The organism is Halomonas sp. ALS9 (assembly GCF_001651035.1).
Lineage (GTDB): Bacteria > Pseudomonadota > Gammaproteobacteria > Pseudomonadales > Halomonadaceae > Vreelandella.
Genome location: NZ_LXRG01000065.1, coordinates 70,752 through 96,773 on the forward strand (window position 1 = coordinate 70,752; position 26,022 = coordinate 96,773).

18 protein-coding genes are annotated in these 26,022 nt (G+C 56.4%); 6 read left to right on the forward strand and 12 right to left on the reverse strand.

Going from position 1 to position 26,022, the window contains the following annotated elements; all coding sequences use genetic code 11:
* Positions 1 to 726: 726 nt before the first annotated feature.
* Entirely contained in the window at positions 727 to 1,176 is a 450-nt protein-coding gene (locus A6R74_RS04490) for a hypothetical protein (protein ID WP_125410284.1), read from the forward strand.
* A gap of 329 nt (positions 1,177 to 1,505) precedes the next feature.
* Positions 1,506 to 2,042: a hypothetical protein gene (locus tag A6R74_RS04495; protein ID WP_064233265.1), complete on the forward strand. Its 537-nt coding sequence runs from the start codon at positions 1,506 to 1,508 to the stop codon at positions 2,040 to 2,042.
* 129 nt (positions 2,043 to 2,171) lie between these two features.
* Here A6R74_RS04495 and pgi read toward each other — a convergent pair whose 3' ends face one another.
* The 4 genes from pgi to ptsP form a co-directional block, all read right to left on the reverse strand.
* A complete protein-coding gene (gene pgi / locus A6R74_RS04500) occupies positions 2,172 to 3,839 on the reverse strand; it encodes a glucose-6-phosphate isomerase (RefSeq protein ID WP_064233266.1) in 1,668 nt (555 codons plus the stop codon).
* Positions 3,840 to 4,026: 187 nt separating this feature from the next.
* A complete protein-coding gene (locus tag A6R74_RS04505; protein ID WP_064233267.1) occupies positions 4,027 to 5,760 on the reverse strand; it encodes a PTS fructose-like transporter subunit IIB in 1,734 nt (577 codons plus the stop codon).
* Positions 5,757 to 6,728, reverse strand: coding sequence for a 1-phosphofructokinase (pfkB, locus tag A6R74_RS04510; protein ID WP_064233268.1), 972 nt, complete (start codon positions 6,726 to 6,728; stop codon positions 5,757 to 5,759). The genes A6R74_RS04505 and pfkB overlap by 4 nt, the downstream gene beginning before the upstream one ends.
* Positions 6,728 to 9,598: a phosphoenolpyruvate--protein phosphotransferase gene (gene ptsP, locus A6R74_RS04515; protein WP_064233269.1), complete on the reverse strand. Its 2,871-nt coding sequence runs from the start codon at positions 9,596 to 9,598 to the stop codon at positions 6,728 to 6,730. Before ptsP ends, pfkB begins: the two co-directional genes overlap by 1 nt.
* 184 nt (positions 9,599 to 9,782) lie before the next feature.
* On the opposite strand from ptsP, the gene cra reads away from it, so the two are divergent.
* Positions 9,783 to 10,760: a catabolite repressor/activator gene (gene cra / locus A6R74_RS04520; protein WP_064233270.1), complete on the forward strand. Its 978-nt coding sequence runs from the start codon at positions 9,783 to 9,785 to the stop codon at positions 10,758 to 10,760.
* Here the strand turns inward: cra and A6R74_RS04525 are convergent.
* Together A6R74_RS04525 and pyk are read right to left on the reverse strand one after the other, a co-directional pair.
* Positions 10,757 to 11,233, reverse strand: a complete 477-nt coding sequence (locus A6R74_RS04525; protein ID WP_064233271.1) for a methylglyoxal synthase — start codon at positions 11,231 to 11,233, stop codon at positions 10,757 to 10,759. The genes cra and A6R74_RS04525 overlap by 4 nt on opposite strands.
* Positions 11,234 to 11,308: 75 nt before the next feature.
* Entirely contained in the window at positions 11,309 to 12,829 is a 1,521-nt protein-coding gene (gene pyk / locus A6R74_RS04530) for a pyruvate kinase (protein WP_064233272.1), read from the reverse strand.
* Between the two features lie 213 nt (positions 12,830 to 13,042).
* Between pyk and gap the strand changes: the two genes are divergently transcribed.
* The gene (gene gap, locus A6R74_RS04535) at positions 13,043 to 14,047 is read left to right on the forward strand and encodes a type I glyceraldehyde-3-phosphate dehydrogenase (protein WP_064233273.1); all 1,005 of its coding nucleotides are present in this window, start codon (positions 13,043 to 13,045) and stop codon (positions 14,045 to 14,047) included.
* A 7-nt stretch (positions 14,048 to 14,054) separates the two neighbouring features.
* Here the strand turns inward: gap and A6R74_RS04540 are convergent, their stop codons facing one another.
* The 6 genes from A6R74_RS04540 to A6R74_RS04565 form a co-directional block, all read right to left on the reverse strand.
* Complete coding sequence (locus A6R74_RS04540; RefSeq protein WP_240488163.1) at positions 14,055 to 15,104, reverse strand: LacI family DNA-binding transcriptional regulator; 1,050 nt, start codon at positions 15,102 to 15,104, stop codon at positions 14,055 to 14,057.
* Positions 15,105 to 15,270: 166 nt separating this feature from the next.
* Positions 15,271 to 16,377 (reverse strand): ABC transporter ATP-binding protein, encoded by a 1,107-nt coding sequence (locus tag A6R74_RS04545; RefSeq protein ID WP_064233274.1) that lies wholly within the window; start codon positions 16,375 to 16,377, stop codon positions 15,271 to 15,273.
* Positions 16,378 to 16,439: 62 nt separating this feature from the next.
* Entirely contained in the window at positions 16,440 to 18,065 is a 1,626-nt protein-coding gene (locus A6R74_RS04550) for an alpha-glucosidase family protein (RefSeq protein ID WP_064233569.1), read from the reverse strand.
* 30 nt (positions 18,066 to 18,095) lie between these two features.
* Entirely contained in the window at positions 18,096 to 18,938 is an 843-nt protein-coding gene (locus tag A6R74_RS04555) for a carbohydrate ABC transporter permease (RefSeq protein WP_064233275.1), read from the reverse strand.
* The gene (locus A6R74_RS04560; RefSeq protein WP_064233276.1) at positions 18,938 to 19,921 is read right to left on the reverse strand and encodes a carbohydrate ABC transporter permease; all 984 of its coding nucleotides are present in this window, start codon (positions 19,919 to 19,921) and stop codon (positions 18,938 to 18,940) included. Before A6R74_RS04560 ends, A6R74_RS04555 begins: the two co-directional genes overlap by 1 nt.
* A gap of 15 nt (positions 19,922 to 19,936) precedes the next feature.
* Positions 19,937 to 21,208: an ABC transporter substrate-binding protein gene (locus A6R74_RS04565; protein ID WP_064233277.1), complete on the reverse strand. Its 1,272-nt coding sequence runs from the start codon at positions 21,206 to 21,208 to the stop codon at positions 19,937 to 19,939.
* 441 nt (positions 21,209 to 21,649) lie between these two features.
* On the opposite strand from A6R74_RS04565, the gene A6R74_RS04570 reads away from it, so the two are divergent.
* Both A6R74_RS04570 and malT read left to right on the forward strand, forming a co-directional pair.
* Entirely contained in the window at positions 21,650 to 23,158 is a 1,509-nt protein-coding gene (locus A6R74_RS04570) for a carbohydrate porin (protein WP_064233278.1), read from the forward strand.
* 127 nt (positions 23,159 to 23,285) lie between these two features.
* On the forward strand, positions 23,286 to 25,991 hold the full coding sequence (gene malT / locus A6R74_RS04575; RefSeq protein ID WP_064233279.1) for an HTH-type transcriptional regulator MalT: 2,706 nt from the start codon (positions 23,286 to 23,288) through the stop codon (positions 25,989 to 25,991).
* The last annotated feature ends 31 nt before the right edge of the window (positions 25,992 to 26,022 follow it).

Genomic DNA, 26,022 nt, shown 5'->3' on the forward strand with positions numbered 1-26,022 from the left:
AAAATAAGAGTTTTTTAGTTTTTAAACTCTAAGATTATTTTGATGGTGTAAGGGTGAGGTGGATGACTAATTTTAAATATATAAAGCTGTTTGTTATATGTGGGGTTCCAGTGTTTATGCATTGGAGCCTCAGTATGGTGCTTCTGTTGCTAGTGCTGTATTCAGCTGCAGATGTTTCGATGTTGATCGCTGCGATTTCATTTTTCACAATAATGTTTTTTCATGAACTGGGCCATATGTGGTTTGCTGCTAAGCTAGGCCTTAAGTCGTTAAAGATAAAGCTTTATTTGTTTCATGGTCGGTTTTGTTTTGAAGAATCTAACAATGAATACCATACCTGCTTGGTTGCATGGGGCGGAGTTGTCGTTCAGGCGATAATTTTTATACCATGTATAGTTATATTTAGCCTTTATAGCGATGTGCTGCCCTGGTTCGTGAATCTTCCTCTGGTTATATTAGGCTATATAAATGCATTGATAGCAGTGTTTAACTTGATTCCTGCTAAAGGGTTAGATGGGAGAAGGTGCTGGAAATCTATTTCTCTATACTTTAGGTATGGTAGGTCAAAGGCTAGTCGGCATAAAAATCGTAAGAAGCATCTTAGGTCTATAAAATGAATGTGTTTTATAACTATATTATACTGTGGTGTTTTTATGTTTCGGATATCAAATATTATTGAATTAAATGTGATGTTTTTCTTTGTCAATATTTATAGGGGGGTAGTTGATGTTTGAGTTTGCATTGGTGAGTGTTTCTATATTTGGCTTTGGGGATTGGTATTGTAGTCCTGAACCAAGCTATGAAGGTGGTATAAGAGAGTCAATACACACTCATGTGGTGACGCATGAAGATCTTAGCTATGATGAGTCAATCATTCTTCAGTATCAAATGGAAGATGCTGACAGGACTCAATCACAGCTAAGAGTATTTGTTTCGGGCGAAAAAAATGTGATTGGAAATGATTTTACAGTACACCCCCAAGAAATAAAAATTTCTGTTGATTTTGATAAAATTGAAATGTTTACACCTGAGTTTTTACAGGTGGCTCAAGATTTTTATTTAGAAGATTCGGGGGTAATTGAAGTGGTGGATGTCAACGAGCAAGAAATGAAGCTTCGATCTAAAGAAGCGGGAAATGAGATTGTTTGCCAATCTAGTCCTGGATTTAATCAGTAAGAACACTCCTCAGGTTTATCGCGCATGGAGTATTTTCCTAAAAGTACATAACCTCGAAAAAGCGTCGTCGGATAGTAGGGCACAGGACACCCCTCTGCTGACCGGCCGTTATCTCAGCGTGATAAAGCGCTGGTTAAATCGATCTACTCAATGAAATCGCTTTGAGCTTGTTAACCTATTACGAACCTCACAAGCTGATATTTTTCGCCAGTATAATTAGACATTAAGATAAAAAAAGCAATAAAATGAACAACAGAGCGTAGCAGAGACGTGTACACAAAGCTTCTCTGTTCTGTAGGATTCTTTTTATGTGAGTGAGGTGTTGATAAATGCATATTATTCTTGGGGCTCTAGGATCCATAGCAACGATACTTTGGGTTCTGTATCGGTTCGCAGAACTAGGGGTTGATCTCGGTGGCTTAAACCCGTTCCTTTGGAGGCGCCGACGACGTTGGAGAAAGCAGTATGACGCTAATCCTATTTACTCTATTGAGAAGCCCATTGAAGCCGCCGCATTAGCGTTAACTGCAACCGCGAAAGTGAATGGCGAGATATCGTCTGAAGAGAAGCGCGAGCTACTTGCGATATTCGAAAATGAATTTCATGTTAGTAAGCGTGAGGCTGTCGACCTGCTGGCATCTAGCACTTTCCTGATCGGGCGTGGAGATGAAATTAGAAACTCACTGGAAAAAGTGTTGGCACCGAGCGTACCCAATTTCACTTCAGAGCAAGCAGAATCAGTATTGAATCTGGCGAATAAAATTGCGAAAACGGGTGGGGAGCCCACCGCTGTTCAAATAGAGTTTATATCAAGCTTACATAAGCACTTGATGCCAGAGTCAGGTGAAAAGGCGAAATGGAGTTGAAGGCTAAAATATTTCTTTGGGCAGCTATGTGTTAAAAATGCATTGAAGAGGCGACTAAGTTCACACATCAAAAACGCCTTGGTTTGCTCAAACCAAGGCGTTTGTTTTTCTCCCGTTTAACAAACTAGCCTAGCGCTTCTTCTTGGCAGGCTTCTTTCCGGCACTGGTCGGGGCGCTCTCCTTCTCGCCGCTACCGCCATTAGGGAAGTGGGCACGAACCAGTTCCAGCAGTCCTTGCGTTGAGGTGTCGAAGTCGGCGGCGTTGGTGTCGATACGCTCGCTGATTTCACCGGCGATGCGCTTGCCCAGCTGTACGCCCCACTGGTCAAAGGAGTTGATGTTCCAGATCACCCCTTGCACAAACACCTTGTGCTCATAGAGCGCAATCAATGCACCCAGGTTTTTCGGCGTTAGTTCGTCCAGCAGCAGGGTACTGGAAGGGCGGTTGCCGGGGCAGCTGTAGGGGTCGTGCTGGCTGAGCTCTTTGCTATCCCCCTGGCTGCCTTCCATAAAGGCGTTGGCCTGGGCGAGCATATTGGTTAGCAGGGCGAAGTGGTGATCTTCCACGCCGGGCTCGGGCTTGAGCGAGGCGATAAAGTCGATAGGTACGTAGCGGGTGCCCTGGTGCAGCAGTTGGAAGAAGGCGTGCTGGCCGTTGGAGCCGGTTTGGCCCCATACAATCGGGCCTGTTTTGTAGTTCACTGGGTGGCCAAAAATATCCACGGACTTACCGTTAGACTCCATATCCAACTGCTGTAGGAAAGAGGGCAGTTGGTTCAGCGCCTGATCGTAGGGGACGATGGCTTGGGTTTCGGCACCTACAAAGTTGATGTACCAAATGCCTATTAGCGCCATCAACACGGGCATGTTCTCGGAGAAAGGCGCGTTGATGAAATGGTTATCCATCTCGTGGGCGCCTTCCAACAGCTCGATAAAGCCTTCAAAACCGATCGACAGCGCAATCGGTAGGCCGATAGACGACCACATGGAGTAGCGACCGCCCACCCAAGCCCAGAACTCGAACACGTTCTCTTCGCGAATGCCGAACTCCATCGCCGCTTTGCGGTTGGTGGAGGCGGCGATAAAGTGTGCGCCCACGTCTGCGTCTTCGCCAGCGTTCTCTAGGAACCAGCGCCGGGCTGTTTTTGCGTTGAGCAGCGTTTCCTGGGTCGAGAAGGTTTTGGTGGAGACGATAAATAGCGTGGTGGCGGGGTCAAGGCGCGAGAGCACCTTCTGAATATGAGTGCCGTCCACGTTGGAAACGAAGTGGAAATGCAGCTCCGGGTGGCGGTATTTGAGCAGCGCGCGCACCGCCATATTGGGGCCTAAATCCGAGCCGCCAATACCGATATTGACCACGTCCTTAATGCGCTGACCGTTGTAGCCTTTCCACTCGCCGCTGCGCACCGCTTCAGAGAACACCTTGATTTGCTCGCGGGTGCGGGTGATTTCCGGCATCACGTCTTCGCCGTCTACATGGATCGGTTCATCGCTCAAATTGCGCAGAGCGGTGTGTAGTACCGGGCGGTTTTCAGTGACGTTGATAATGTCGCCGGAGAACATCTGCGCGCGGCGCTGAACCAGCGCGGAGTGGTCGGCCAGCTCGAGCAGTTTGGCGAGCACCTCATCGGAGACGTGGTGCTTGGAGTAGTCCAGAAACAGACCGCCTACCCGTAGGCTCATTTTCTCAAAGCGCTGCGGGTCATTGGTGAAGTAGTCACGAATGCGGTCGTTGGCGGTTTTGTCGCGCAGGCGGTCAAGCGCCTGCCAGGTAACGCTGCGGGTGAGTTGAAACATAGGGCGATCCATTTGTTATAAGTGAATGTGGTAACCAAATGCGAAAAGTGGCGTTATGTAAAAATACTACATAAAAAATGACAAAGAGTAGAGGGTATAGCGGCTGTAGAAAGAGATTAAATGCGTAAAGCTACGTGCTTAAAAGGGCAGGCATGTTCGCCTGCCCTCACTTTTGGCTAAAAGCTGTTTAAGTGGCAACGGCGACTTGGGCCGCGCCGCGCTTGATAAACGCATAGCCTAAACCTGTCACCAACGAGCCCGCTATAATGGCGCCAAGGTAGAGTAGCGCCGGGGTAATGGCGTTGGGGATCAGGAGTACAAAGATGCCGCCGTGAGGCGCCATGAGCTTAGCGCCCACTAACATAGAGAGGGCGCCGGTGAGGGCACCGCCCACCATGCAGGCGGGGATCACCCGCAGCGGGTCTTTGGCCGCAAAGGGGATCGCGCCTTCACTGATAAAGCATAGGCCAAGTACAAACGATGCTTTACCTGCTTCGCGCTCCGGTGCAGAGAACTTGTTGCGCGCCACAAAGCTGGCAATCCCCATACCAATGGCGGGCACCATGCCCGCGGCCATAATCGCCGCCATGGGGCCGTAGGTTTCTGAAGCGAGCAGACCCACGCCAAAGGTGTAAGCGGCTTTGTTGACCGGGCCACCCAGGTCAAAGCACATCATCGCGCCCAGCAGAATGCCTAGTAGCACCGCATTGGTGGAGCCCATGGATTCCAGGAAGCTGGTCAGGGCATTGAGAAGCGCCGCGACCGGTTCGCCAATCACGTAGATCATCGTCAGGCCGGTGACCAAGCTGGCGACCAGCGGAATGATCAGAATCGGTTTGAGGGATTCAACGCTGGAAGGCAGTTTGACGTAGCGCGTCACCGCCAGCGCCACGTAGCCTGCCAGGAAACCAGCCAAAATACCGCCGATAAAGCCGGAGCCGATATTAGCCGCCAGCATACCGCCAATCATACCCGGCGCGATACCGGGGCGGTCGGCGATGGAGTAGGCGATGTAGCCTGCCAACACGGGAATCATCAGCGCGAAGGCGGTGCCGCCACCAATCTGCATCAGTGCGGCGGCCAGAGTGCCTTCCTGCTCGAAGGCTTCAATGCCAAACACAAAGGAGAGCGCTATCAGCAAACCGCCCGCCACCACCATTGGCAGCATAAAAGAAACGCCGGTAAGCAGATGCTTATAAACGCCTTTCTCCTTGACGCTCTTATTGGCGCTGCCCGCGCTGCTGTTGCCGCTTTCTATAGCCGCCTCGCTGAGCGCGGCTTCAAGGGTGGGGCGCGGCTTTTTCAGCGCGTTGCCGGTCGAGGTGCGGTAGATGCGTTTGCCTGCGAACCGCGCTGGATCAACGTCGATATCGCAAGCCAGTACGACCACATCGGCATTGGCGATCTCTTCTTCCGTCAGCTGATTTTGGGCGCCTACCGAGCCTTGGGTTTCCACACGAATGGCGTGGCCCATGGCTTTGCCTGCCTCCGCGAGCGCTTCGGCGGCCATAAAGGTGTGGGCTACGCCGGTGGGGCAGGCGGTAACGGCAACGATTTTCTTGCCACCCGTTTCACTTGGCGTTGCGGCTGTTGCCGTAGCAGCTGGGGCGCTATAAATAGGCGCTTCACGCTTGGCCTGGGCGAGAAAGCCACTGGGGTCGGGGAGGGCGCTGGCAATCGGCGCTTGGAATAGCCGCTTGCCTTCAAAGCGCTCTGGGGCAGGCACGTGATCAGCGGCGACCACGATCAAATCGGCATTGGCGATCTGCTCGGCGGTGGCGGCTTGGAGCGGCGCGACTTCACCATGCATTTCTACATGCGCCGACCAGCCTTGGCGCTGGGCGGCTTGTTCCAGGCGCTTAGCCGCGAGGAAGGTGGTCGCCATGCCGCTGGGGCAGGCGGTAATCAGAATAATATTCATAGCGTGGCTCCCTCGGTGATGGTGTCATCAAGACGCCGTATCCGGGTGTGTTGTTGGAGTGAATCGAAATCGGCTGCATGGGGATCGCCCACGCCGACGTGGCGAACGGCCTCGGCAGACAACGCCGTGGCGAAGCGAAGGGTGTGCTCGGGGGCGTGGCCGCTAAGCAGGCCATGCAACATGCCAGCGACAAAGGTGTCCCCGGCGCAGACGGTATTGGTGGCGGTGACCCTGGGCGGTGTGGCGTGCCAGACGCCTTGGGCGCTCACCCACAGCACTCCTTCGGCACCCGCTGAAATCAGCGTATGGGCGATGCCGCTTTCATGCAGCCGCTTGGCCGCATTCAGGCGCGCATCGGAAGACGTCATCTCTTTGCCCGCCCACTCTGCCAGTTCGTTTTCATTAGGCTTAACACCGGCGGGGTGAGTCGCTATGGCCGCATTGAGTGCCGGGCCGCTGGTATCCACCCATAGCGGCACGCCGCTGGCGTTCAAATGGTTTAACAGTCGGCTGAAATCGTCAAGGGAGAACCCAGGGGGCAGACTGCCCGCCACAACGATGGCTTGTGGAGGCGTTGCACTGGTCAGCTCGGCATCCAACTTATGAGTCAGCGCTTGCAAATGCTCTGCGTCGATCGGCATGCCGGGGCCGTTAATGTCGGTAACGCGACCGCTCTGTTCCGCAATTTTGGCATTTATGCGGGTTTCGCCAGGCACCCGCACAAAGGCATCGGTTAAGGCGTACTTGGCAAAGGCCAATTGGAAAGGCGCGTCATTATCGGCGCCTAAAAAACCGCTGACGGTAACGTCGTGGCCTAGCCCTGCCAATACGCGGGCAACATTGACCCCTTTGCCCGCAGCTTCTAATTGCGCGCTGGTGGGGCGGTTGACACTGCCCAGCACCAGCGCGTCGAGATTAAACGCCAAATCCAGCGCTGGGTTGAGGGTAATACACAGCACACGGGCCATTAGCGCGCCTCCAGCGCATCGCGCACTTCATCGCTGGTCGCTTGGGAAAGCGCGAGTTGAGCGCTGGCCTGGGCATCTGCAAAATCAAATTCGCGCAGGCGAGCCTTGACCAGCGGAATCTGCCGTGCGCTGACGGAAAGTTCGTCTACGCCAAGGCCGACCAACACTGGAATGGCCACGGCGTCAGAGGCTAACTCGCCGCACACGCCGACCCATTTACCTTGGGTGTGGGCAGCCGCCACGGTCATCTGAATCAAACGCAGCACCGCAGGGTGCAAACCATCGGCCTGGGCGGAAAGCTCCGGGTGGCCGCGGTCGATGGCCAGGGTGTACTGGGTTAGGTCGTTGGTGCCGACTGAGAAGAAGTCCACCTCGGCGGCTAGGCTTGGGGCTAACAGCGCGCTAGAGGGGATTTCAATCATCACTCCAAGCTGTACGTCGGTGGCGCGCTGGGAAGTCGGAATCTCCTGGAGTAGGCGATCATAGATGAGTTTGACCGCGCGGAACTCGGCAATGTCTTTGACCATCGGCAGCATAATACGCAGAGGGCTGTCTTTGCCGGCCATCAACAGCGCGCGCAGCTGGGTTTCGAGCACTTCGGGCTGGGTCAGAGCCAGGCGAATACCGCGCAGGCCCAGGAAGGGGTTGTCTTCCTGAGGCACCGGCCAGTAGGGCAGCGGTTTGTCGCCACCCACATCTAGCGTGCGGGCGACCAGCGGGCGGCCATCGAGGGCGTCAATCGCCTGGCGGTACTCGCTAACCTGAGTGGCTAAATCCGGGGCGCTGGCGTGGGCCATAAACAGGAATTCGGTACGTAGCAGGCCAACGGCCTCGGCGCCGCGCTCCACCGCATCGGCGGCGTGGGCGGTGTTGCCCAGATTAGCAGCGACTTCGACACGGTGCCCGTCGCGGGTTTGGGCGATCTCAAAGCGGGTTTCCCAGGCATCGGCTTCGCGCTGTTGGAGGTCGAGCAACTGCTGTTCGGCGCGCTGCAGGCGCTCTTCGGAAGGCTGCGATGTGACTCGGCCGCGTTCGCCGTCCAAAATCATCATGCTGGCGTTGTTGAGTGCCATTATTGCCTGGCCAGCGCCGACGACCGCAGGGATGCCTAGCGCGCGGGCCAGAATAGCGCTATGCGCCGTGGCGCCGCCGCGAACGGTGAGCAGGCCGCGCACACGGGAAGTATCCAGACGGGCCACATCGGAAGGGCCGATATCGTCCATGACCAGAATGTAGGGGTGATCCGGCGGTTCCGGAAGTGTTACGTCGCACAGCACGCCTAGCACTCGTCGGCCTACGTCGCGCAAATCGGCGGCGCGTTCGGCCAACAGGCGATCGGCGAGCATTTCCTGGGCGTGGGCGGCGGTTTCAATGGCTTCCCACCAGCCTGCTTCGGCTGAGCGGCCTTCACGAATGGCATCCACTGCCGCATGATGGAGTTCGGGGTCGTCGAGCATCTCTTCGTGCATGGAGAGGATATCGGCGACTTCGCCACCGGGGGCCTTGCGCACCAAGCTTTCCAGTTGGGCGGCACCCTCTTTTAGCGCGCTGTTCAAACGGCTGATTTCGTGTTCAGCGTCGCTGGCGTGTTCGGCGTAGTCGAATTGCATCGGGCGAATGACAAACACCGGCGCAATGGCCAAACCGGGGGAGGCGGCCACGCCCGCGTGGGGCGTGTCAGCCGCGAGGGGCTCGATATCCGCTTGGGCCGTGCTCGCTTGCGGGGTGCTGTCAAAGCCACCGTCAAAGGGCATTACTTTTTCTCCCAGACCCGATTCAACGGCTTCAGCAACGGCCTCAAGCGCTGCGCTCGCCTGCTCGCCTTCGGCTGAAAGTACCAGCCACTGGCCGCGCCGAGCGCCCAGGCCGATCACTTTGGTCAGGCTGGCGGCGGAAACCGGGGTGGCGCTGCCTTCTTCCAGGCGTGCCTGAATCGGCATGGCCTGGGCGCGAGCAACTTGCACCAACTGCTTGGCGGGGCGGGCGTGCAGGCCGTGGGGGTTAAGCACACGCACCCGGCGGGTCTGGGTGCTGGCGGTCTCGCCTGCCAGGGTGGCCAGTAGTTGAGCGCTGGTTTTGCCCACTAAGCTTTGGCTTTCGCCGTTGTCTAATACCTCCATTAGCTGTTCTAAAAGCGTTCGGTGGGCATCGCCGTGGGCGGCCAGGCAGAACAACGCATGCACTGGATGACCAGCGCTTTCCAGGCTCTGCTCCGCTGGCGTAGCGACCCCCAGCGCGGGCTGGTTAACGCCCTGGGCGCTGCTTGCCAGCCACAGTCCTTTACCTAACCAAGTTGGCTGTGCCGCGGCGACGGCGGTAATAAAGCGGTTATCGACACAACCGCTTTGGCGTAAGCGGGCGGCCGCGGCTAAAACGAGCTCTTGTGGATCGCGGGCGGGAAAGTTGACGCATAGGGTGTCGGCGTCCAGGCGCGGCTCTAATGCGGGTTTGGAAAGCAGCCGAGCAACATCTGCCGCGGAAGTGGCACTGGCCAACTGCTCTGAAACGCCCTCTTTGTCGAGTACGTGGGTCAGCTGGCGCAGAATATCCAGGTGTTCATCGTTTTGAGCCGCAATCGTTACCAGTACGTGAACCTGCTGGCCGTCGTGCCACTCAACCCCTTGGGGAAACTGCAGTACGCGCACGCCCGTTTGCTTTACATACTGGCGGCTTTCCGGCGTACCGTGGGGTATCGCAATGGCGTTGCCTAAAAACGTTGAGGACTGCGCCTCGCGGGCATGTAGGCCGTCGCGGTACTCGGCCTCAACCAAGCCGGCGTCAACCAGCGCCTCAGCGGCACTGTCGAGCGCGGTTTGCCAGCTGTCGGCGTTGCGGCCTAGCAAGATGTCATTGGGGCCGAGTGTCAACATAGGTGTCTCCGTGTAGAACCATAGTCGTAGCGCATCGAAGTGAGCTAGATGAATCTTCTCATCTGTGTATAGTTGGCTATGCTGAATCGATTCACTGAATGACACAAGGTTTGTGCTTTTAGACTTTGGTCTGGTAGGCGCTAACTTGCTGATAAACTGCTCGATCACACCGAGGGGGAACCGCATGACACTTGCCGATATTGCCCGGCTAGCCGGCGTCTCGCGCACGACCGCTAGTTACGTGATTAATGGCCAGGCCGAGCAGCGACGCATTAGCGCAGCCACCATCGATAAGGTGATGGCAGTGGTGCGCCAACACCGCTACCACATTGACCCCCAGGCGGCTGCGCTGCGCCGGGGCGCAAGCCGCTTGCTGGGGCTTATCGTGCCAGATCTGGAGAACATCAGTTACGCCCGGCTAGCCAAGCGCCTAGAGCGTGGCGCTCGGGAGAAGGGGTATCAGCTGTTGATCGTCAGCTCAGATGACTGCGCAGAGAGTGAACGAACGCTCGCCTTGGCGCTACGTGCCCAGCGCTGCGAAGTATTGATCACCGCCAGTTGCCTGCCTAGCGACGACACTTTTTATGCCGACCTGGTCGATGAGGGCTGGTGCGTGGTGGGCATGGACCGTGGCCTTAATCCGGCCCGTTTTGCCAGTGTGGTGAGTAACGACCAGGAGGCGGCTAAGACGTTGACGCGCTCGGTAATTGGCGAGGCAACACAGCGTGTGGCGTGGTTAGAGGCGATGCCGGATCTGTCGGTGAGTCGCGAACGGCGGGCGGGCTTTCAGGCGGCGCTTAAAGGTACTGCTATTGAGCCGCTTTATCTCACCGGATCGCACTATGAGCGCAGCGAGGGGGCACGTTTAGCAGCACAGCTGTTAGACCAGCAGGGCGGCGCTGATGCGCTGGTGACTGGCTCTTACACACTGATGGAAGGGGTGTTTGATGTGTTCTTGGAACGTGGCGGCTTGCCGGAGAATATTCGTCTGGCCACCTTTGGCGACCACCGGCTGCTGGATTTCCTGCCTCAGCCCGTTAACTCGGCGCTGCAAGATTACGACCGTATCGCCGAGTTAACACTGCGCTGTGCCCTAGCCGCCATGAGCGGTCATTATGAAAGTGGACTGCAGGTTGTGGCTCGCCACCTGCACCGGCGTTAAACCGTGCGTGCCTGGGCCCAGGCGGCTGCATCCGGTATCGACATGTCGTAGCTCTCGCTCAAGTAGGGCGAGGAGAGCAGGAAGTCGGCGCTCGCCGCATTGCAGGCAACCGGCACATTCCACAGCGCCGCTAAACGCAGCAGCGCTTTGACATCCGGGTCGTGGGGCTGGGGTGAGAAAGGATCCCAAAAGAAGATCAGCACATCTAACTGCTGCTCGGCAATCCGTGCGCCAATCTGCTGGTCACCGCCCAAGGGCCCGCTCATTAGGCCCTCGACTTCTAACCCTAACGCGGTCTTAAGCCGCTTAGACGTAGTGCCCGTGCCAATCAGTTCGTGCTGGCTTAGCGTATCCTGCCAGCGGGTTGCCCACTCCAGCATCTCAGTTTTTTTACCATCATGGGCAATCAGCGCAATGCGCTTGCGCGCTTGCAGGGTTCGGATAGCCTGACGGGGCGGTTGTGCGTCACTCATATCGTCACTTTCCTCTTGGTTGTTTTGCTTTTGAAAGGTCGCTAAAGATTAAAGCTCGCTACAGAGGTTAGCCCGTTACTCGCTATCCAAGGCAAGGCTTTTCATCGTGTTGGTGCCGCCATGAGCGTTCATATGGTCGCCACGGGTCAGAATGACATGCTCGCCAGGGTGGATAAATCCCTGTGCCTGCAGGCGCTTCAAGGCCTCTTGGTTGAGATTGGTAGGATCCATGTCGGTGGTGTCGAAAGGTATTGAGACAACGCCGCGATAGAGCGCCATGCGCCGTTGGGCGATAGGGTTATGGGCTAAGCCGACAATGGGCAGGCCGGAGCGAATCCGCGAAGCGATTAAAGGCGTATAGCCGGTTGCTGTCATGCAGGCGATGGCGCTGACGCCGGATAGATGGTTCGCCGCATACATTGCTGATAGCGCAATGGTTTCATCGATACGCTCGAAGCCTTCATGAATGCGGTGGCCTGACTCCTGGGCCATGCGTTCACGCTCGGCACCCAGGCAAACGCGATCCATCGCTTCAATGGTTTCCACCGGATAATCACCCGCGGCGGTCTCTGCTGACAGCATCACTGCATCGGTGGCGTCGAGCACCGCGTTGGCCACGTCAAAGACTTCGGCGCGGGTAGGTAGCGGCGACTCAATCATCGACTCCATCATCTGAGTAGCGGTGATTACCGCACGATTAAGAGTGCGAGCATGTTTAATAATGCGCTTCTGGGTGCCAATCAACGCCGCGTCGCCAATCTCAACGCCCAGGTCGCCCCTGGCCACCATGACGGCCTCTGAGGCTTCGATAATGCCATCCAGGGTGGCGTCGTCGGCAACCGCCTCAGCGCGTTCGAGCTTAGCCACCAGGCCAATCTCTTTACCGGCTTCGCCAAGCAGTTCGCGGGCTTCCTGCATATCCGCGGCGTTGCGTGGGAAGGAGACCGCTAGATAGTCAACGCCGATCTCGATAGCGGTTTTCAGGTCGGCCTTATCTTTCTCCGTGAGGGCAGGCGCGGATAGACCGCCGCCCTGTTTGTTAATGCCTTTATTGTTGGAGAGCTTGCCGCCCACGTGAACCCGGGTGTGGACTTCCTGTCCAATCACACGAGTGACATCCAAAACCAAACGGCCGTCGTCGAGCAATAGGCGGTCGCCTTCAATGACATCCTCAGGCAGGGTTTGGTAGTCGCAGCCAACGCGCTCTGCGGTACCGCTGTTGGCGTCCAGCGCCATGTCCAAGACAAATGGCTGGCCGACATCGAGTTTGACGGCGCCTCCAATAAAGCGCGCAATACGAATTTTCGGCCCCTGTAGGTCGCCCAGCGCCGCAACGCTGCGACCAAGTCGCTCGGCGATCTCGCGCACCTCGCCTAAGCGGCGGCGGTGGTCATCTGCCGAGCCGTGGGAGAAGTTAAGCCGCACCACATCCACACCGGCTTTGAGCATCGCTTCCAGCACGCCGGGGCGATCGCTGGCGGGGCCGAGGGTGGCAACGATTTTAGTGCGCCGTAGCGGGGTATGTAAGTTGGTAGCGGTGTTCGGAAGAGGGGCAGTAGACGTCTGGGCTGCTGTGTTCGAGGTAGCATTTGTCACGAGAGCGCTCTCCTTATACAAGGGTATTGTTGGCAATTTAGTATTGGACTACGATAGCGTTTATATAGTAATTTTACTACATATTGGATTTCTACTAGCCTTTTGGGGCGGTTAAAACGCTATTTATCGGCCTCATGACGCTTAAATACGTATTTTTAGTAATTTTTTTACTAAAAGTACTTTTCATCATTATTGGTCAATTGAGGAGCTATCATGACAATAAGAGTTGCGATTAACGGATTTGGCCGTATTGGCCGCAACGTGTTGCGCGCCCTTTACGAAAACAGCTACCGTGACCGCGTTCAGGTGGTTGCCATTAACGATCTAGGCGATCCCTCGCTAAATTCCCACCTGCTGCGTCACGACACCGTGCATGGTCACTTTCCTTTTAAAGTAGAACATGATGCCGAGAGCATCACGGTGGATGGTGATCGTATCGCCATCTCCTCAGAGCGTGACCCGTCACAGTTGCCTTGGGCATCAATGAATATTGATTTGGTGATGGAGTGCACTGGGTTATTCACCAAGCGTGCGGCGGCGGCTAAGCATATCGAAGCAGGCGCAAAGCGCGTGCTGATTTCTGCTCCTAGTCCTGATGCCGATGCGATGATCGTTTATGGTGTCAATGAAGGTGTGTTGACCGCTGAAGATACCGTTGTCTCTAACGCTTCCTGCACCACCAACTGCTTAGCACCGGTAGCGAAAGCCATAAACGATGTTGTGGGTATCGAAAACGGTTTGATGACCACCGTGCACGCTTACACCAATGATCAAAACCTGTCGGATGTTTACCACACTGACCCCTACCGGGCGCGCAGTGCCACCCACTCGATGATCCCGACTAAAACCGGCGCTGCCGCGGCGGTAGGCATTGTATTGCCGGAGCTGGCGGGTAAGTTCGATGGTCTTGCAGTTCGTGTGCCGGTGATCAACGTTTCGCTGGTGGATCTCACGTTTACCGCCGGACGTGATACCACCAAAGAAGAGATCAACGCCATCGTTGAGAAGGCTGCCGCCAACTCGCCGGTTTTGGCCGTTAATGCCGAGCCGCTGGTGTCTATCGACTTCAACCACGATGCTAACTCGTCGACCTTTGATGCCAACCACACCCGCGTGAATGGCCGCCTGGTTAAAATCATGGCCTGGTACGACAACGAGTGGGGCTTCTCCAACCGTATGCTGGATACCGCACTGGCGATGCAGGCGACGGCTAAATAACGCCTTCCTAAGGGCAGGTATCGCCCAGCAGCAGCTCCGTTTGCAGCAGCTGTTGGGCAAGGGGCACGCGGCCAAGAATCATCTGTGCTGCGATCCGCCCCTTCCCCCCACTATCCTGACGTACCGTGGTTAAGCGCGGTGCGCGGTACTGACCTTCGGCAATACCATCAAAGCCAGTAATGCGTAGCTCTTCCGGTACGCGAATACCGCGCTGTTCGGCGAGCGTTAGCGCCGTCAGCGCAATGCGGTCAGACATGCACAGCAGCAGGTCTGGCCGCTGTTCGATGGGCTGGTCGAGAATCTCGGCAATTACCGGCGAGCACACTTCGAAGGTATTCTCCTCGATATTCCATAGTGGCACCTGTTCTGCATCCATACCTTGCTTATTGAGTGCGTCATGAAAGCCCTCAAGGCGGGCGCGGCTGATCGTGCTGGTGTTGGGCAGCAAGGTATGCTCGGGGGTTACTCGGCCGTTGCAGACCTCTTTGGTTAAGCGCAGGTTGATGATTGCCGGACGTTTGGGCAATAGGCTCAGCGCATGCCGGGCGATTTTATAGCTGGCAGCGGTATCGTCGATATGCACCGTTGGGCAGCCTTCTATATCAAAATCAACGGATACCAAATTACGCTGGGCAGGCAGTTCATCAAGCAGTTTGTTGTTGGGCATTAGCCCATAGACGATAAAGCCATCGGCGATATTGGCCGAGCCCGGTGGTTGGGAGGCGTGGCCGCGACCCGGCAATAGCAGCATCGTATGGCCGTGGGCATCAAGGACTTCGGCGACCCCGGAGAGAAACTCGCTGGCCACGGCGTCGTTCAAGCTGTAGGTAAGGCTTTCGGCAAGAATGACCGCAATGATCCGCGAGCGGCCGGTTCGCAGGCTGCGCGCTTTGGCGTCAGGGCCGCTGTAACCCAACCGTTTAGCCTGTTTGAGTATCCGTTCGCGTAGGGCGGGAGAGAGCTGATCCGGGCGGTTAAAGGCATTGGAAATCGTCGCCGTGGAGACGTTGAGTTCCTGCGCAAGATCCTTGAGTGTCATTCGGCGCTGATCAGTCACAATGTGTCCTTAGCAGGCTATTTTTTAATAATTGAAGGCTTAGCTATTTAAAAGGCGCGTTAGATAAAATCGACCCGCTGGGTGCTGCCTCTCCCCATGATAAGCGAAGGGGAGGTTAGGCACACACAGCGGGTCGGTAATGCGGGTATCTTGGTTGTCTCGTGAGTTAAGCGGCCGCCTGCTGTTCAGCTAATTTCAGCGCCGTACCGTTGTCATCAAACAAGTGGACTTTTTCCCAATCCGCTGCCAGTGATACCTGCTGACCTTCCTTCCACTGGCTGGGTGCTTCGCTGCGGTGAATCAGTAGCGTATCGCCCTGTTTGGGCTCAAGGTAGACGTAAACCTCGTTGCCTAAATACTCGACGTTGACGATATCAAAGCAGTTGCTATCAGTGGGCGCCGCCAAGCATAGATGCTCTGGGCGAATGCCCAGCGTCAACGCTTCACCGCTTTGCCGTTGCTGGGCATCCTGGGGTAGGTCAAGTTCGCCAATCCCCGTGGCCTGCACGCGGCAGCCTCTGGCGTTGCCAGCGAGCAACTCTGCGGGCATAAAGTTCATGGTCGGTGAGCCCATAAACCCGGCAACAAATTTCGTCGCTGGACGCTGATAAAGCTCGTGGGGGCTACCGACCTGCTCGACGTAGCCGCCGTTCAGCACCACGATTTTGTCGGCCAGGGTCATGGCTTCCACCTGGTCGTGGGTGACGTAAATCATGGTGGAGCCAAGACGGTTATGTAGCCGGGCGATCTCGTTACGCATCTGCACCCGCAGTGAGGCGTCCAGGTTGGAAAGCGGCTCATCAAACAGCAGAATACGTGGTTCACGCGCCATGGCTCGACCCATGGCCACCCGCTGGCGCTGGCCGCCGGAAAGCGCCTTGGGTTTACGGTGCAGGAGCTCTTCGAGCTGCAAAATCTTGGCTGTGCTCATGACCCGCTCGTGTACCGTCTCTTTGGCGGTTTTGGCCAGTTTCAGCCCAAACGCCATATTGTCGTAGACGGTCATGTGCGGGTAGAGCGCATAGGATTGAAACACCATGCCCACCCCGCGTTCCCGCGGTGGCAAGTCATTGACCACGGTGTCGTCCATGCGCAGGTCGCCATCGCTAATCGATTCCAAACCAGCGATCAGGCGCAAAAGGGTCGACTTGCCGCAGCCGGAAGGGCCAACGAACACCACAAACTCGCCGTCGCCAATATGTAGATCCACATCGTTAATAATGTGATCGCTGCCAAACACTTTGTTGATCTTGCTAAGCGTTACACTGGCCATGGGTGACTCCTTGCCGACCTCACTGCTTTGCACGCGTTGGGCCGGCCTGTTGTTTTGTATGGTTAAGTATTATCGGCGACGCGCATAAAGGCCGCTTGATACCCTGGCAGCGTCAGGCTGTCACCGTCGCGCTGGGTGGAAAAGCCGTGGCCCTGTAAATCGCTATCTATCGCTAGCGGCAGGCTAACCGTCTGCGCCTCGGCGGTAAGGTTGAAAACGCACAGCAGCTTTTCAGCATCTTTTTGACGGCTAAAGCCGAGCAGCGTTTCGCCTACATCGACCAGCGTTAAGTCGCCGTCGAACAGCGCGGGGTGCTGGCGACGGAAATCCAGCATGCTGCGCAGCGCATTCAGGGTGGAATTAGCATCATCCTGCTGGCGGCTTACCGCCAGGTCGCGGTGGCTGGCCTCCATGGGGAGCCAGGGCTCAACGTTGGAGAAGCCGCCGTGTTCGCTGTCGTTCCAGGGCATTGGCGTGCGGCAACCGTCGCGACCTTTGAACTCCGGCCACAGCACTTTGCCGTAAGGGTCTTGGATGCGTTCAAAGGGGACGTCGGCTTCCGGTAGGCCCAGCTCTTCGCCTTGGTAAAGGCAGACGCTACCGCGTAGCGAGCAGAGCATGGCCAGCGCCACTTTAGGGTAGGCGGTAGGGTGTTCACCTGCGCCCCAGCGGGTGGCGCTGCGTACCACATCGTGGTTAGAGGTTGCCCAGCAGGGCCAGGCATCGCCCGCCAGGCGCTGAAAGCGCTCCAGCACTTCATGAATATAGCGTGCCGAGTGGGGCTTGTTGAGCAGGTCGAAGGTGTACGCCATATGCAGCTTGTCGCCACCGGCGGTGTACTCGGCCATACGCTCAAGCGGGTTATCGTCGCCGATTTCACCCACGGTCGTGGTGCCCGGATATTCATCCATCAGCGCGCGCAGATCTTTCAGAAAGTCGAGATTTTCCGGGCGGCTAAGGTCGTAAACATGGCGCTGCCAGGTATAGGGATTGCTATCAGGCGCGCCCAGGGTTTTGGCTTCGCCTTTGGGAACCGGCGGGTTGTCGCGCAGCTCGGCGTCGTGGAAGTAGAAGTTGACGGTATCCAAGCGGAAACCGTCCACGCCCAACTCCAGCCAGAATCGCATATTATCCAACTGCGCCTGGCGCGCTTCCGGGTTATGGAAGTTTACGTCCGGCTGGCTGGTGAGGAAATTATGCATATAGTACTGCTGGCGCCGTGAATCAAACGTCCACGCCGGGCCACCGAAAATCGACAGCCAGTTGTTGGGTGGCGTGCCGTCCGGCTTTGGGTCGGCCCATACAAACCAGTCGGCCTTGGGGTTGGTACGATCTTGGCGGCTTTCCTGAAACCAGGCGTGTTGATCCGATGTATGGCTAATCACCTGATCGATCATCACCTTAAGCCCCAGCGAGTGGGCCTTTTTCAGCAGTGCTTTAAAGTCCTCCAGGGTGCCGAACATGGGGTCAACATCGCAGTAGTCGCTAATGTCGTAGCCAAAATCGAGCATTGGCGAGGTGAAAAATGGCGACAGCCAGATACCGTCCACGTTCAGAGACGCCACGTAATCGAGTTTTTCAGTGATGCCTTTAAGGTCGCCAATACCGTCGCCACGGCTATCCATAAAGCTGCGCGGGTAAATCTGGTAGATAACGCCGCCGCGCCACCAAAGAGTGTTGTCTTGCATCTTGAAATCCATTGTTGACATAAAAAATCCTTAGCCTTTAACGGCACCGGCGGTAAGGCCTGACACAATGCGGCGCTGGAAGATAATCACTAATACGACCAGCGGCACCGTGACCACCACAGAAGCGGCCATAATCGGCCCCCAGGGCAGTTCGTAGGCGCTGCCGCCTGACAGCAACGCGATGGCGACGGGCACCGTGCGCTGGGTGTCGGTGAGTGTGAAGGTGAGGGCAAACAGAAACTCGTTCCAAGCGGCGATAAATGCCAGCAATCCTGTGGTCGCCATGGCGGGCCACATGAGCGGCAGAAACACTTTTGTGATCGTTACCCAGGGCGTGGCGCCGTCCATAATGGCGGCCTCTTCCAGCTCCATGGGTAGCTGCTTCATAAAAGTGGTCAACACCCAGACGGTGAAGGGCAGGGTGAAGATGGTGTAGCTGAGAATCAGCCCAGCAGGGTTGTTGTAGAGATTGAGTGCACGGATCACCTCAAACAGACCTGAGAGCACCGCCACCTGGGGGAACATCGAGACGCCCAGAATCACCAGCAGCACCGTTGAGCGGCCGCGAAAGCGCACGCGGCCCAGGGCGTATGACGCGGTAATGCCGAGCAGTAGAGCGATGAACACCACGCTAACCGCCACGATGATGGAGTTGAAAATAGCGCGCAGAAAGCTGGTCTGGGTGAAGACGCTGATGTAGTTATCGAAGTTCCAGTTCGACGGCCACAGCTCAACCCGGAACAGGTCGCTCGAGGGTTTTAATGAGGTGACCACCGCGTAGTAGAACGGGAAAACGGCGTACACCATGATCAGCACAATCAGCGCCCAAAACCCGACGCGCTTGGCTACTTTGGCCAACTGACGCGTGTTCATTAGTCACCTCCCAATTGGATTTGTTTACGCCCAACGTAGAGATAAGCCACGGTGGCCAGAGCAATAATTAAGAACAGCAGGGTAGAGGCAGCGCTGCCGTAACCGACATCCTGGAATTCGACCAACTGCTGGCGGGCGTATACCGACATCGACATGGTGCTGGTGGAATTTGAGGTCAGTACGTAGATCACGTCGAACACGCGCAGCGCGTCGAGCAAGCGGAAAATCACCGCTACCATGAGCGCCGGGGTAATTAACGGCAGGGTGACCTTGAAGAACACTCGAATCGGGTGGATGCCGTCTACTTCAGCGGCCTCGTAGCAATCCTTGGGGAGCATTTGCAGGGCAGCAAGCACCAGCAACGCCACGAAGGGGATGGTTTTCCACACATCGACCATAATCACCGCCCACATGGAGTAGGTGGCGTTGGCTGTCCAGGCGATGGGAGCGTCAATCACCCCAAGACCCATCAACATATAGTTGATAATGCCGAACTGGTCGTTGAGCATCCACGCCCACATTTGCGCAGAAACGATGGTGGGAATTGCCCAGGGAATCAGTACCGCAGCGCGAACGATTACGCGGCCCTTAAACTCGGCATTCAAGATCAGCGCGACAATCACCCCGAATACCACTTCCAGGGATACCGACACCACCGAGAAGTAAACGGTGTTCCATACCGACTGCCACCACACCGAGTCGGCCAGTACCCCGTACCAGCGGCCATCGTCATAGACGAGGTAATTCTCGAAGCCAATCAGATTGGCGGCGCCTAAGTCTGACAGTGACGCATCGGTGAAGCTGAGAAAAAAGGTGCGCACCAGCGGCCAACCAGCGACCAGGGTTAACGCAATCAGCATTGGGGCTAAAAACAACCAAGCGGCTTTTACTCGCTGACGGCGAACCTTGGTGCCTCGGCGCTGCTTGGTAGTCAAAGAACGCGCCCCAGTGGGCGCGTCATTTTGCTTGATGGAGGTCGACATGGAGGGGCTCCAGGGTTACCAGTTGCGACGCTTCAGGCGAGCCAATTCGTCTTCAAGGTCAGCGACCGCTTGAGTGCCATCTTTAGTGCCGGAAAGCACATCATGGGAGGTGCTGAAGAAGGCGTTGCTGACCCGGCCATAGGCATCGCCGGTGGGTGCGGAGGGCCGTGCAACAGCGTTAACAAAGGTTTCGTAGAGAGTGCCAAAGAAGGGCACCGCTTCGAGCACTTCGTCGTCCTGGTAGAGGGCGTCGATTGTGGGGTTGTAAGAGGCTTGAATGGCGCGACGCTTCTGCTCTTCTTCTCCAGTCAGGAAGGCAACCAGATCGGCGGCTAACTCAGGGTGTTCGCTGTAACGCGACACGGCTAGGTTCCAGCCGCCCAGGCCAGCGGCGCTATGGCCATTTTCACCACCTGCGGGGAGTTGAGTTACACCTACTTTGCCGCGAACGTCACTGTCTTCGCTTTGCGCCAGCGACCAGGCGTAGGGCCAATTGCGCATAAACACCGCGCCGCCACTTTGGAAGACGCCGCGCGCTTCCTCTTCGGTGTAATTGAGTACGCCGTTGGGCGAGATGTCGCCAATCCAGGAGGCGGCAAGATCCAGTGCCTCGGCAGCGTGTTCGTTGTTAATGCTAATCTCGCCATCAGTTTCCACGATGTTTCCGCCGCCAAAACTGGCCACCCACTCAAGGGCATTAACGGTCAAGCCCTCATAAGCACGTCCCTGGAAGACATACCCCTGCATACTGTCTTTGCCTTCAGCGCGTTCGGCGTCTTTTATCTCGCGGGCAATTTCGGTGAGTTCTTGCCAGGTGGTCGGCGCTTCGTGGCCATATTTTTCTAATAAATCTTCACGGTAATAGAGCACACCCGCATCGGTGAACCACGGCATGGCGACTAAGCGGTCATCAATGGTGTTGTTGGTGACGATGGTGTCAAAGTGGCCGGCGGCGGCGTCTTCGCCCAACACTTCTCGAAGGTCAAGCAAGTGGTTGGCGAGCAGACCAGGCCACACCACGTCGATCTGCATCACATCGATATCGCTGGAGTTAGCCGACAGGATCTGCTGATAAAGTGAAAGACGCTCGGTGGAGGAGTTGGGCGTTGAAACCACGTCGACGCTATGGCCGGTTTTCTCCTCCCAGGCGGCGACGCCCTCCTGGCAAAGCGTTAGCTCCGCGCCTACCGCACCGCAAGAAATAGTCAGTTCTTCAGCCTGGGCCTGGCTTGTCGCGCTCAGCGTGCTGGCCACGGCGATAGCGGTAGTGATTAAAGTCTTTTTCATAACGGCGTACCTCGACGTTTATTGTTGTGGACGATGTTGCATCAAAAACAGCGCTAAACAGCTAGCTAAAGTGCGCTCGATCGCTCTCTTAACTTTTATCTTAATCGATTAAGATAATGCCACTCAGTTAGCCGCTTCGGCTGCAAAAGTTCAATAGCGACTTTTGTCTAACGGGATTATTCAGTTTTCACTAAATAAAATAGTTCCTTAGACATTAGTCGCTAATTAGCAACTAGCCGTTGGCAATAAGCGACTTAATCGATTAAGTTCTGGCTATCTTTCCTTAAGCATCGTGGCGTTTAATGACTGCCGCTACCCGCGCTGGGCGAACTGTGCAAGGGAAGTGTTATCGATATGATCTTAATCGATTTAGACATAAGTTCTTAATAATAGCTGCTAAATAGACAGCTGCTTACCAATAACAATAGGATCCTCAAAACAATGCATAAAATGACATTTAAAACGCCGTTAGCGATTGCGATTGCCGCCGCCAGTTTAGGGATCAGCGGAGTTGCTTCGGCACAGATGACCATGGAACAACGCTTTGCCGAGCTTGAAGCTCGCATTGAAGCGGCGGAACAACGCGCTGATGCCGCCGAGCGCCGTGCCGAGATCGCCGAGCAATCACAATCGACAGCCGTGGCGACAGAGAGCGACGCGGAGATCGAAGAGCGTCTGGCCCGGGTGGAGCGCTACGCCGATGGCGAAGAGGGCTTCTCGTTTAACGTTTACGCCCGCTCAGGTTTGCTGATTGGTGAAGATGGTAAAAGCGAGAACGCCGGGCCTTATTTGACTCCCGCCGGTGGCGAGGGGGGCGCCGTTGGTCGTTTAGGCAATGAGCCCGATACCTACGCCGAAGCGATTTTCAACTATCGCATGCAGTTTGATAATGGCGCCAAAGCGCTTTACCGCACCATGATCGCTGACGGCACGACCTCAAGCAATGACTGGACCGGCGGTGAGTCGGATCTCAACGTGCGCCAGGTATTTGCCGAATTCAGCGACCTGCCCAGCTTCACCGGTGCCTTTGAAAACGCCTCTATCTGGGCGGGTAAACGCTTTGACCGTGATAACTTCGATATCCATTGGCTCGACAGCGACGTAGTCTTCCTGGCGGGTACCGGTGGTGGTATCTACGACATGCAGTTGGCCGACAACTGGAAGTCCAACCTGTCGATTTATGGTCGCAGCTTTGCCGACTACCCGATCGTTGACCGTGAGAACCCCGGGCTCGAAGGCGATACCGACAACTTGATTTTGACCTCTAACAACTACTTCGGTAACTGGCAGTGGATGGTCAACGGTATGTCCGCGGCGGACAACGACGAGCGTGACATTGATGTCGGCCAGACCGCAGCTGATACCGGTTTCCATACCATGATTGCTTACCATGGCGACAGCTTCTTCGGCATGGGCGAGGGCAATTTCAAAGCGGCTGTGTTGCATGGTCAGGGTTTAGGCGCCGAGACCAAAAGTATTGGTTCACGGGGTGATCTTACCGATGACGCCACCGCCACGCGTCTAGCGCTCTACGGCACTACTTATATTGCTCCACAGTGGCGCGTTGCCCCCTCTATTCTGGCTGAAACCAGTGAAGACCGTTATGTCCAGGGCGATAAGTACAACTGGGCAGGGCTTAACGTACGCCTAGCCAACGAGCTAACGCAGAACTTTGAAATGCAGTACGAAGCTGGCTATCAGTGGATGGATCTCGATCCTCAGGGATACAGTGGTCGTAACGCCGTGGATGGTGGCTTCAGCAAGTTCACTATCGCGCCTACCTTCAAGCCGGAAGTTGGTGGCTTCTGGCAGCGGCCTGAGATTCGTCTATTCACTACTTTCAGCGACTGGGATGACGACCTCAACAACTACGGTGCCAGCTCACTGGGCAACGAAGGCTTTACCGGCGGCCAGTGGACCTTCGGCGTTCAGACCGAAGTGTGGTTCTAAATGATGCGAGTTGCTTGATGTAACTGTTTCTTCTCCAATGCACTTTGCCCGCGATACGTCGCGGGCTTTTTTATAGGGCTTTAATCGCATTGGTGAACGGTGAGCAGGGCTACCCAGGGGAGGGCTGATGTCACTTCTTCAAGAGAAACTAAAAGCACCGCTACTGCCGCTTAGCGTGGTAGCCAGACCGCGCCTAAATGACCATTTTGGTTTAAATGAACATGTTCGCTTACTGATGGTGCAGGCCCCTTCGGGGTATGGCAAAACCACGCTGCTGGCCGAGCGACTACCGGCGCTGGAGCAGGAAGCTGCTTGGCTTCGTTTGGATCAGCGAGATGATCAGCCTGCGCGATTTTTAGCCTATTGGCAGGCAGCGCTCAACTCGCTGTTGGATGAAAAAGCGCCACTGTCACCGGTGGCCGAAGAGGCCGACTGCGTTGAGCAGTTAGAGCGCTGGCTTGGCGAGTTGCCCGAGCAGCGCCTATCGTGCCGGTTGGTGGTGGATGAATTTGAACACCTGACGCATCCCGATATTTTAGCTGGGCTGGCCCACTGGCTGCGCCACCAGCCGCCCTGGCTAACCTTAACTCTGGCTAGCCGATCACGTCCCGCTCTGGGGCTAGCCAGCTTACGGTTACGCGGCGAGCTTGAAGAGATCGACCTCAGCGCCCTGGCCTTTGATAGTGAAGAGGCGCAAACCCTGTGCGCAGAGCAGCTCAGCTTTCCACCCACACGAGTAAGCCTGGAGCGCGCGCTGCGCAGAAGCGGTGGCTGGGTCATGGCGCTGAGCTGGCTGGTAGAGCGCACCACCACACGGGCAGGCTTCGACGCCCTGGTTGATCGGTTAAGTGGCGCTCACCCCGACTTTGTCGCCTGGTTTGACGAGTTGCTCTCCTCAGCACTGCCTTTAGAAGAGCGTGAGCTTATGTTGCAACTGGGGGTGCTGGAGCGTTTTTCTCCTGAGCTAATGGCGCGCTTGCTGGAAGGCGAGCGGCTAACACAGCGCTTGGAGGCCTTTGAACAGGCGGGGCTATTTATTGAACGGCCTGATCCCCACGCTCAGTGGTACCGCTTCCAACGGCTGTTTGGTGAGTATCTACGCCACCGCCGTCATGAGCTAAGCCTTGCCACCCAGCGCACGCTCCACCGGCGTGCCAGCCAAGCGTGGCTAGCCTTGAACGATCCGGTGATGGCTCTGCGCCAGGCGATACTCGCCGAAGCCCCTGAAGGCGTGGCCAGTCTACTGACCGCAGAAGGGCCAGCCCTATTGGCAAGGGGTGCCTACGCACTGTTGGCCAAGGGCTTTGCTCTGCTCGGTGAGCCGCGGCTCACCACCAGCCCAGAGCTTGCACTGCTGTATGGCTGGGTTTCCCATGCTCAGTTCCAGTTTGAGATTATCGCACGCGTGATTGGCTGGATTGAAGCGCAGTTGCATGCGCCAGAGTGGCAACTTCTTAGCGCTGAATTCGCTACGCTGCGCGCCCAATTGGCGATTAATCAAGGCGACGCTGAGCGCGCCGCGCCGCTGGCGGAACAGGCACTGGCCGTACCCGCCCGCTATTTAGCTTCAACGCCGCTCTCCGCCACCGCTATATTGAGCGAGGCGCGCTTTGTGCAGGGGTATTTAAACGAGTCGCTGCAGCGAGTTCGTGAGGTAGAGCGCCAATCCCGCCAACATGAAGACCACCAGTTGCTGCTCTGGTCGTTTTGTCATCAATCCGAAGTGCTGGTTGCCCAAGGACGCCTCCAGGCCGCCTACGATATCCAAGAGCGCGCCTTTGCCCACTTGGAGCGGGCTGAGCTTGAGCATCTGCCCGTGGCAGAATTTCTCTACCGCATTCGCAGCCAAGTGCTGTGGGAGTGGCACCGCTTGGATGAAGCTGAACAGGCGGCCTTGAAAGGTATCGCCGTGCTGGATAACCAGGGCGAGCGCTGGACATTACAGTGCCATATTCAACTCGCCAAAGTCGCCCAAAGCCGCGGCGACCAGGCCCAGTGCGCTGACCATATTCGTCGGTTGCGTAAAATTCTTGCCGAAGGGGATTACCATATCGACTGGGTCGCGAACGCCCACGCTACGCTGCTGGCCTGGTGGCACTCCACCCATGATATGGATGCCGTAGAACGCTGGCGCCAGGAAGCGCCGACCCCCATCACCGAAGGGGCTACCAACCACTTTTCCCAGTGCAATGTGCGCAACCACGCCCGTGCGCTCACGCTGCTGGGGCGCTTTGATGAAGCCTGCACGCTATTAGAGGCCCTTGAAGGGCACACCCAGCGATTGGGGCTGGTCACGGACGCTAATCGTAACCAGCTCTGCTTAGCCGCAGCGGCGTGGAATGCAGGAAGAGAGGAGCATGCCCACCAGCATATGCATCAAGCGCTGAGCTTGGCTTCCCGCACCGCACTGGTGGGCAGCTTTCTGCGTTTGGGAAAACCACTAGGGGAGTTGCTCAATAGGTTGCTCTATAGCGGCACCTTGGATGCCTTAGAGCAGGCGAGGGCAGAGCGGTTGCTGGCGCTGGCGGGCCGCCAGAAGGATTTTGGCAGCGCCCGACGCTTAATGCTGGATGAGACGGTGATCGCCGATATTGTTGCCCGGCCCGATGTGCCCGAGCTGATCCGCACCTCGCCGCTCACCCGCCGTGAGTGGCAAATCCTGGGGCTGATTCATGCCGGGCTTTCCAATGAGCAGATCGCCGAGCAGCTGTCGGTGGCACCTACCACCATCAAAACCCATATCCGCAGCCTCTATCAAAAGCAGAATATTCGCCGCCGCGATGAAGCGATCGCTCTGGCCGGGCAGTTGCTGGCGCATATTCAGGGGGAATAAGTAGACAGGCGGGCTACTCCTAACGCCTACG

Excerpts from the sequence above, each read along its gene's own strand:
- A6R74_RS04490 (WP_125410284.1), top strand. The coding sequence starts at position 727 with ATGTTTGAGTTTGCATTGGTGAGTGTTTCTATATTTGGCTTTGGGGAT.
- A6R74_RS04495 (WP_064233265.1), top strand. The coding sequence starts at position 1,506 with ATGCATATTATTCTTGGGGCTCTAGGATCCATAGCAACGATACTTTGG.
- pgi (WP_064233266.1), bottom strand. The coding sequence starts at position 3,839 with ATGTTTCAACTCACCCGCAGCGTTACCTGGCAGGCGCTTGACCGCCTG.
- A6R74_RS04505 (WP_064233267.1), bottom strand. The coding sequence starts at position 5,760 with ATGAATATTATTCTGATTACCGCCTGCCCCAGCGGCATGGCGACCACC.
- pfkB (WP_064233268.1), bottom strand. The coding sequence starts at position 6,728 with ATGGCCCGTGTGCTGTGTATTACCCTCAACCCAGCGCTGGATTTGGCG.
- ptsP (WP_064233269.1), bottom strand. The coding sequence starts at position 9,598 with ATGTTGACACTCGGCCCCAATGACATCTTGCTAGGCCGCAACGCCGAC.
- cra (WP_064233270.1), top strand. The coding sequence starts at position 9,783 with ATGACACTTGCCGATATTGCCCGGCTAGCCGGCGTCTCGCGCACGACC.
- A6R74_RS04525 (WP_064233271.1), bottom strand. The coding sequence starts at position 11,233 with ATGAGTGACGCACAACCGCCCCGTCAGGCTATCCGAACCCTGCAAGCG.
- gap (WP_064233273.1), top strand. The coding sequence starts at position 13,043 with ATGACAATAAGAGTTGCGATTAACGGATTTGGCCGTATTGGCCGCAAC.
- A6R74_RS04545 (WP_064233274.1), bottom strand. The coding sequence starts at position 16,377 with ATGGCCAGTGTAACGCTTAGCAAGATCAACAAAGTGTTTGGCAGCGAT.
- A6R74_RS04550 (WP_064233569.1), bottom strand. The coding sequence starts at position 18,065 with ATGCAAGACAACACTCTTTGGTGGCGCGGCGGCGTTATCTACCAGATT.
- A6R74_RS04555 (WP_064233275.1), bottom strand. The coding sequence starts at position 18,938 with ATGAACACGCGTCAGTTGGCCAAAGTAGCCAAGCGCGTCGGGTTTTGG.
- A6R74_RS04560 (WP_064233276.1), bottom strand. The coding sequence starts at position 19,921 with ATGTCGACCTCCATCAAGCAAAATGACGCGCCCACTGGGGCGCGTTCT.
- A6R74_RS04565 (WP_064233277.1), bottom strand. The coding sequence starts at position 21,208 with ATGAAAAAGACTTTAATCACTACCGCTATCGCCGTGGCCAGCACGCTG.
- A6R74_RS04570 (WP_064233278.1), top strand. The coding sequence starts at position 21,650 with ATGCATAAAATGACATTTAAAACGCCGTTAGCGATTGCGATTGCCGCC.
- malT (WP_064233279.1), top strand. The coding sequence starts at position 23,286 with ATGTCACTTCTTCAAGAGAAACTAAAAGCACCGCTACTGCCGCTTAGC.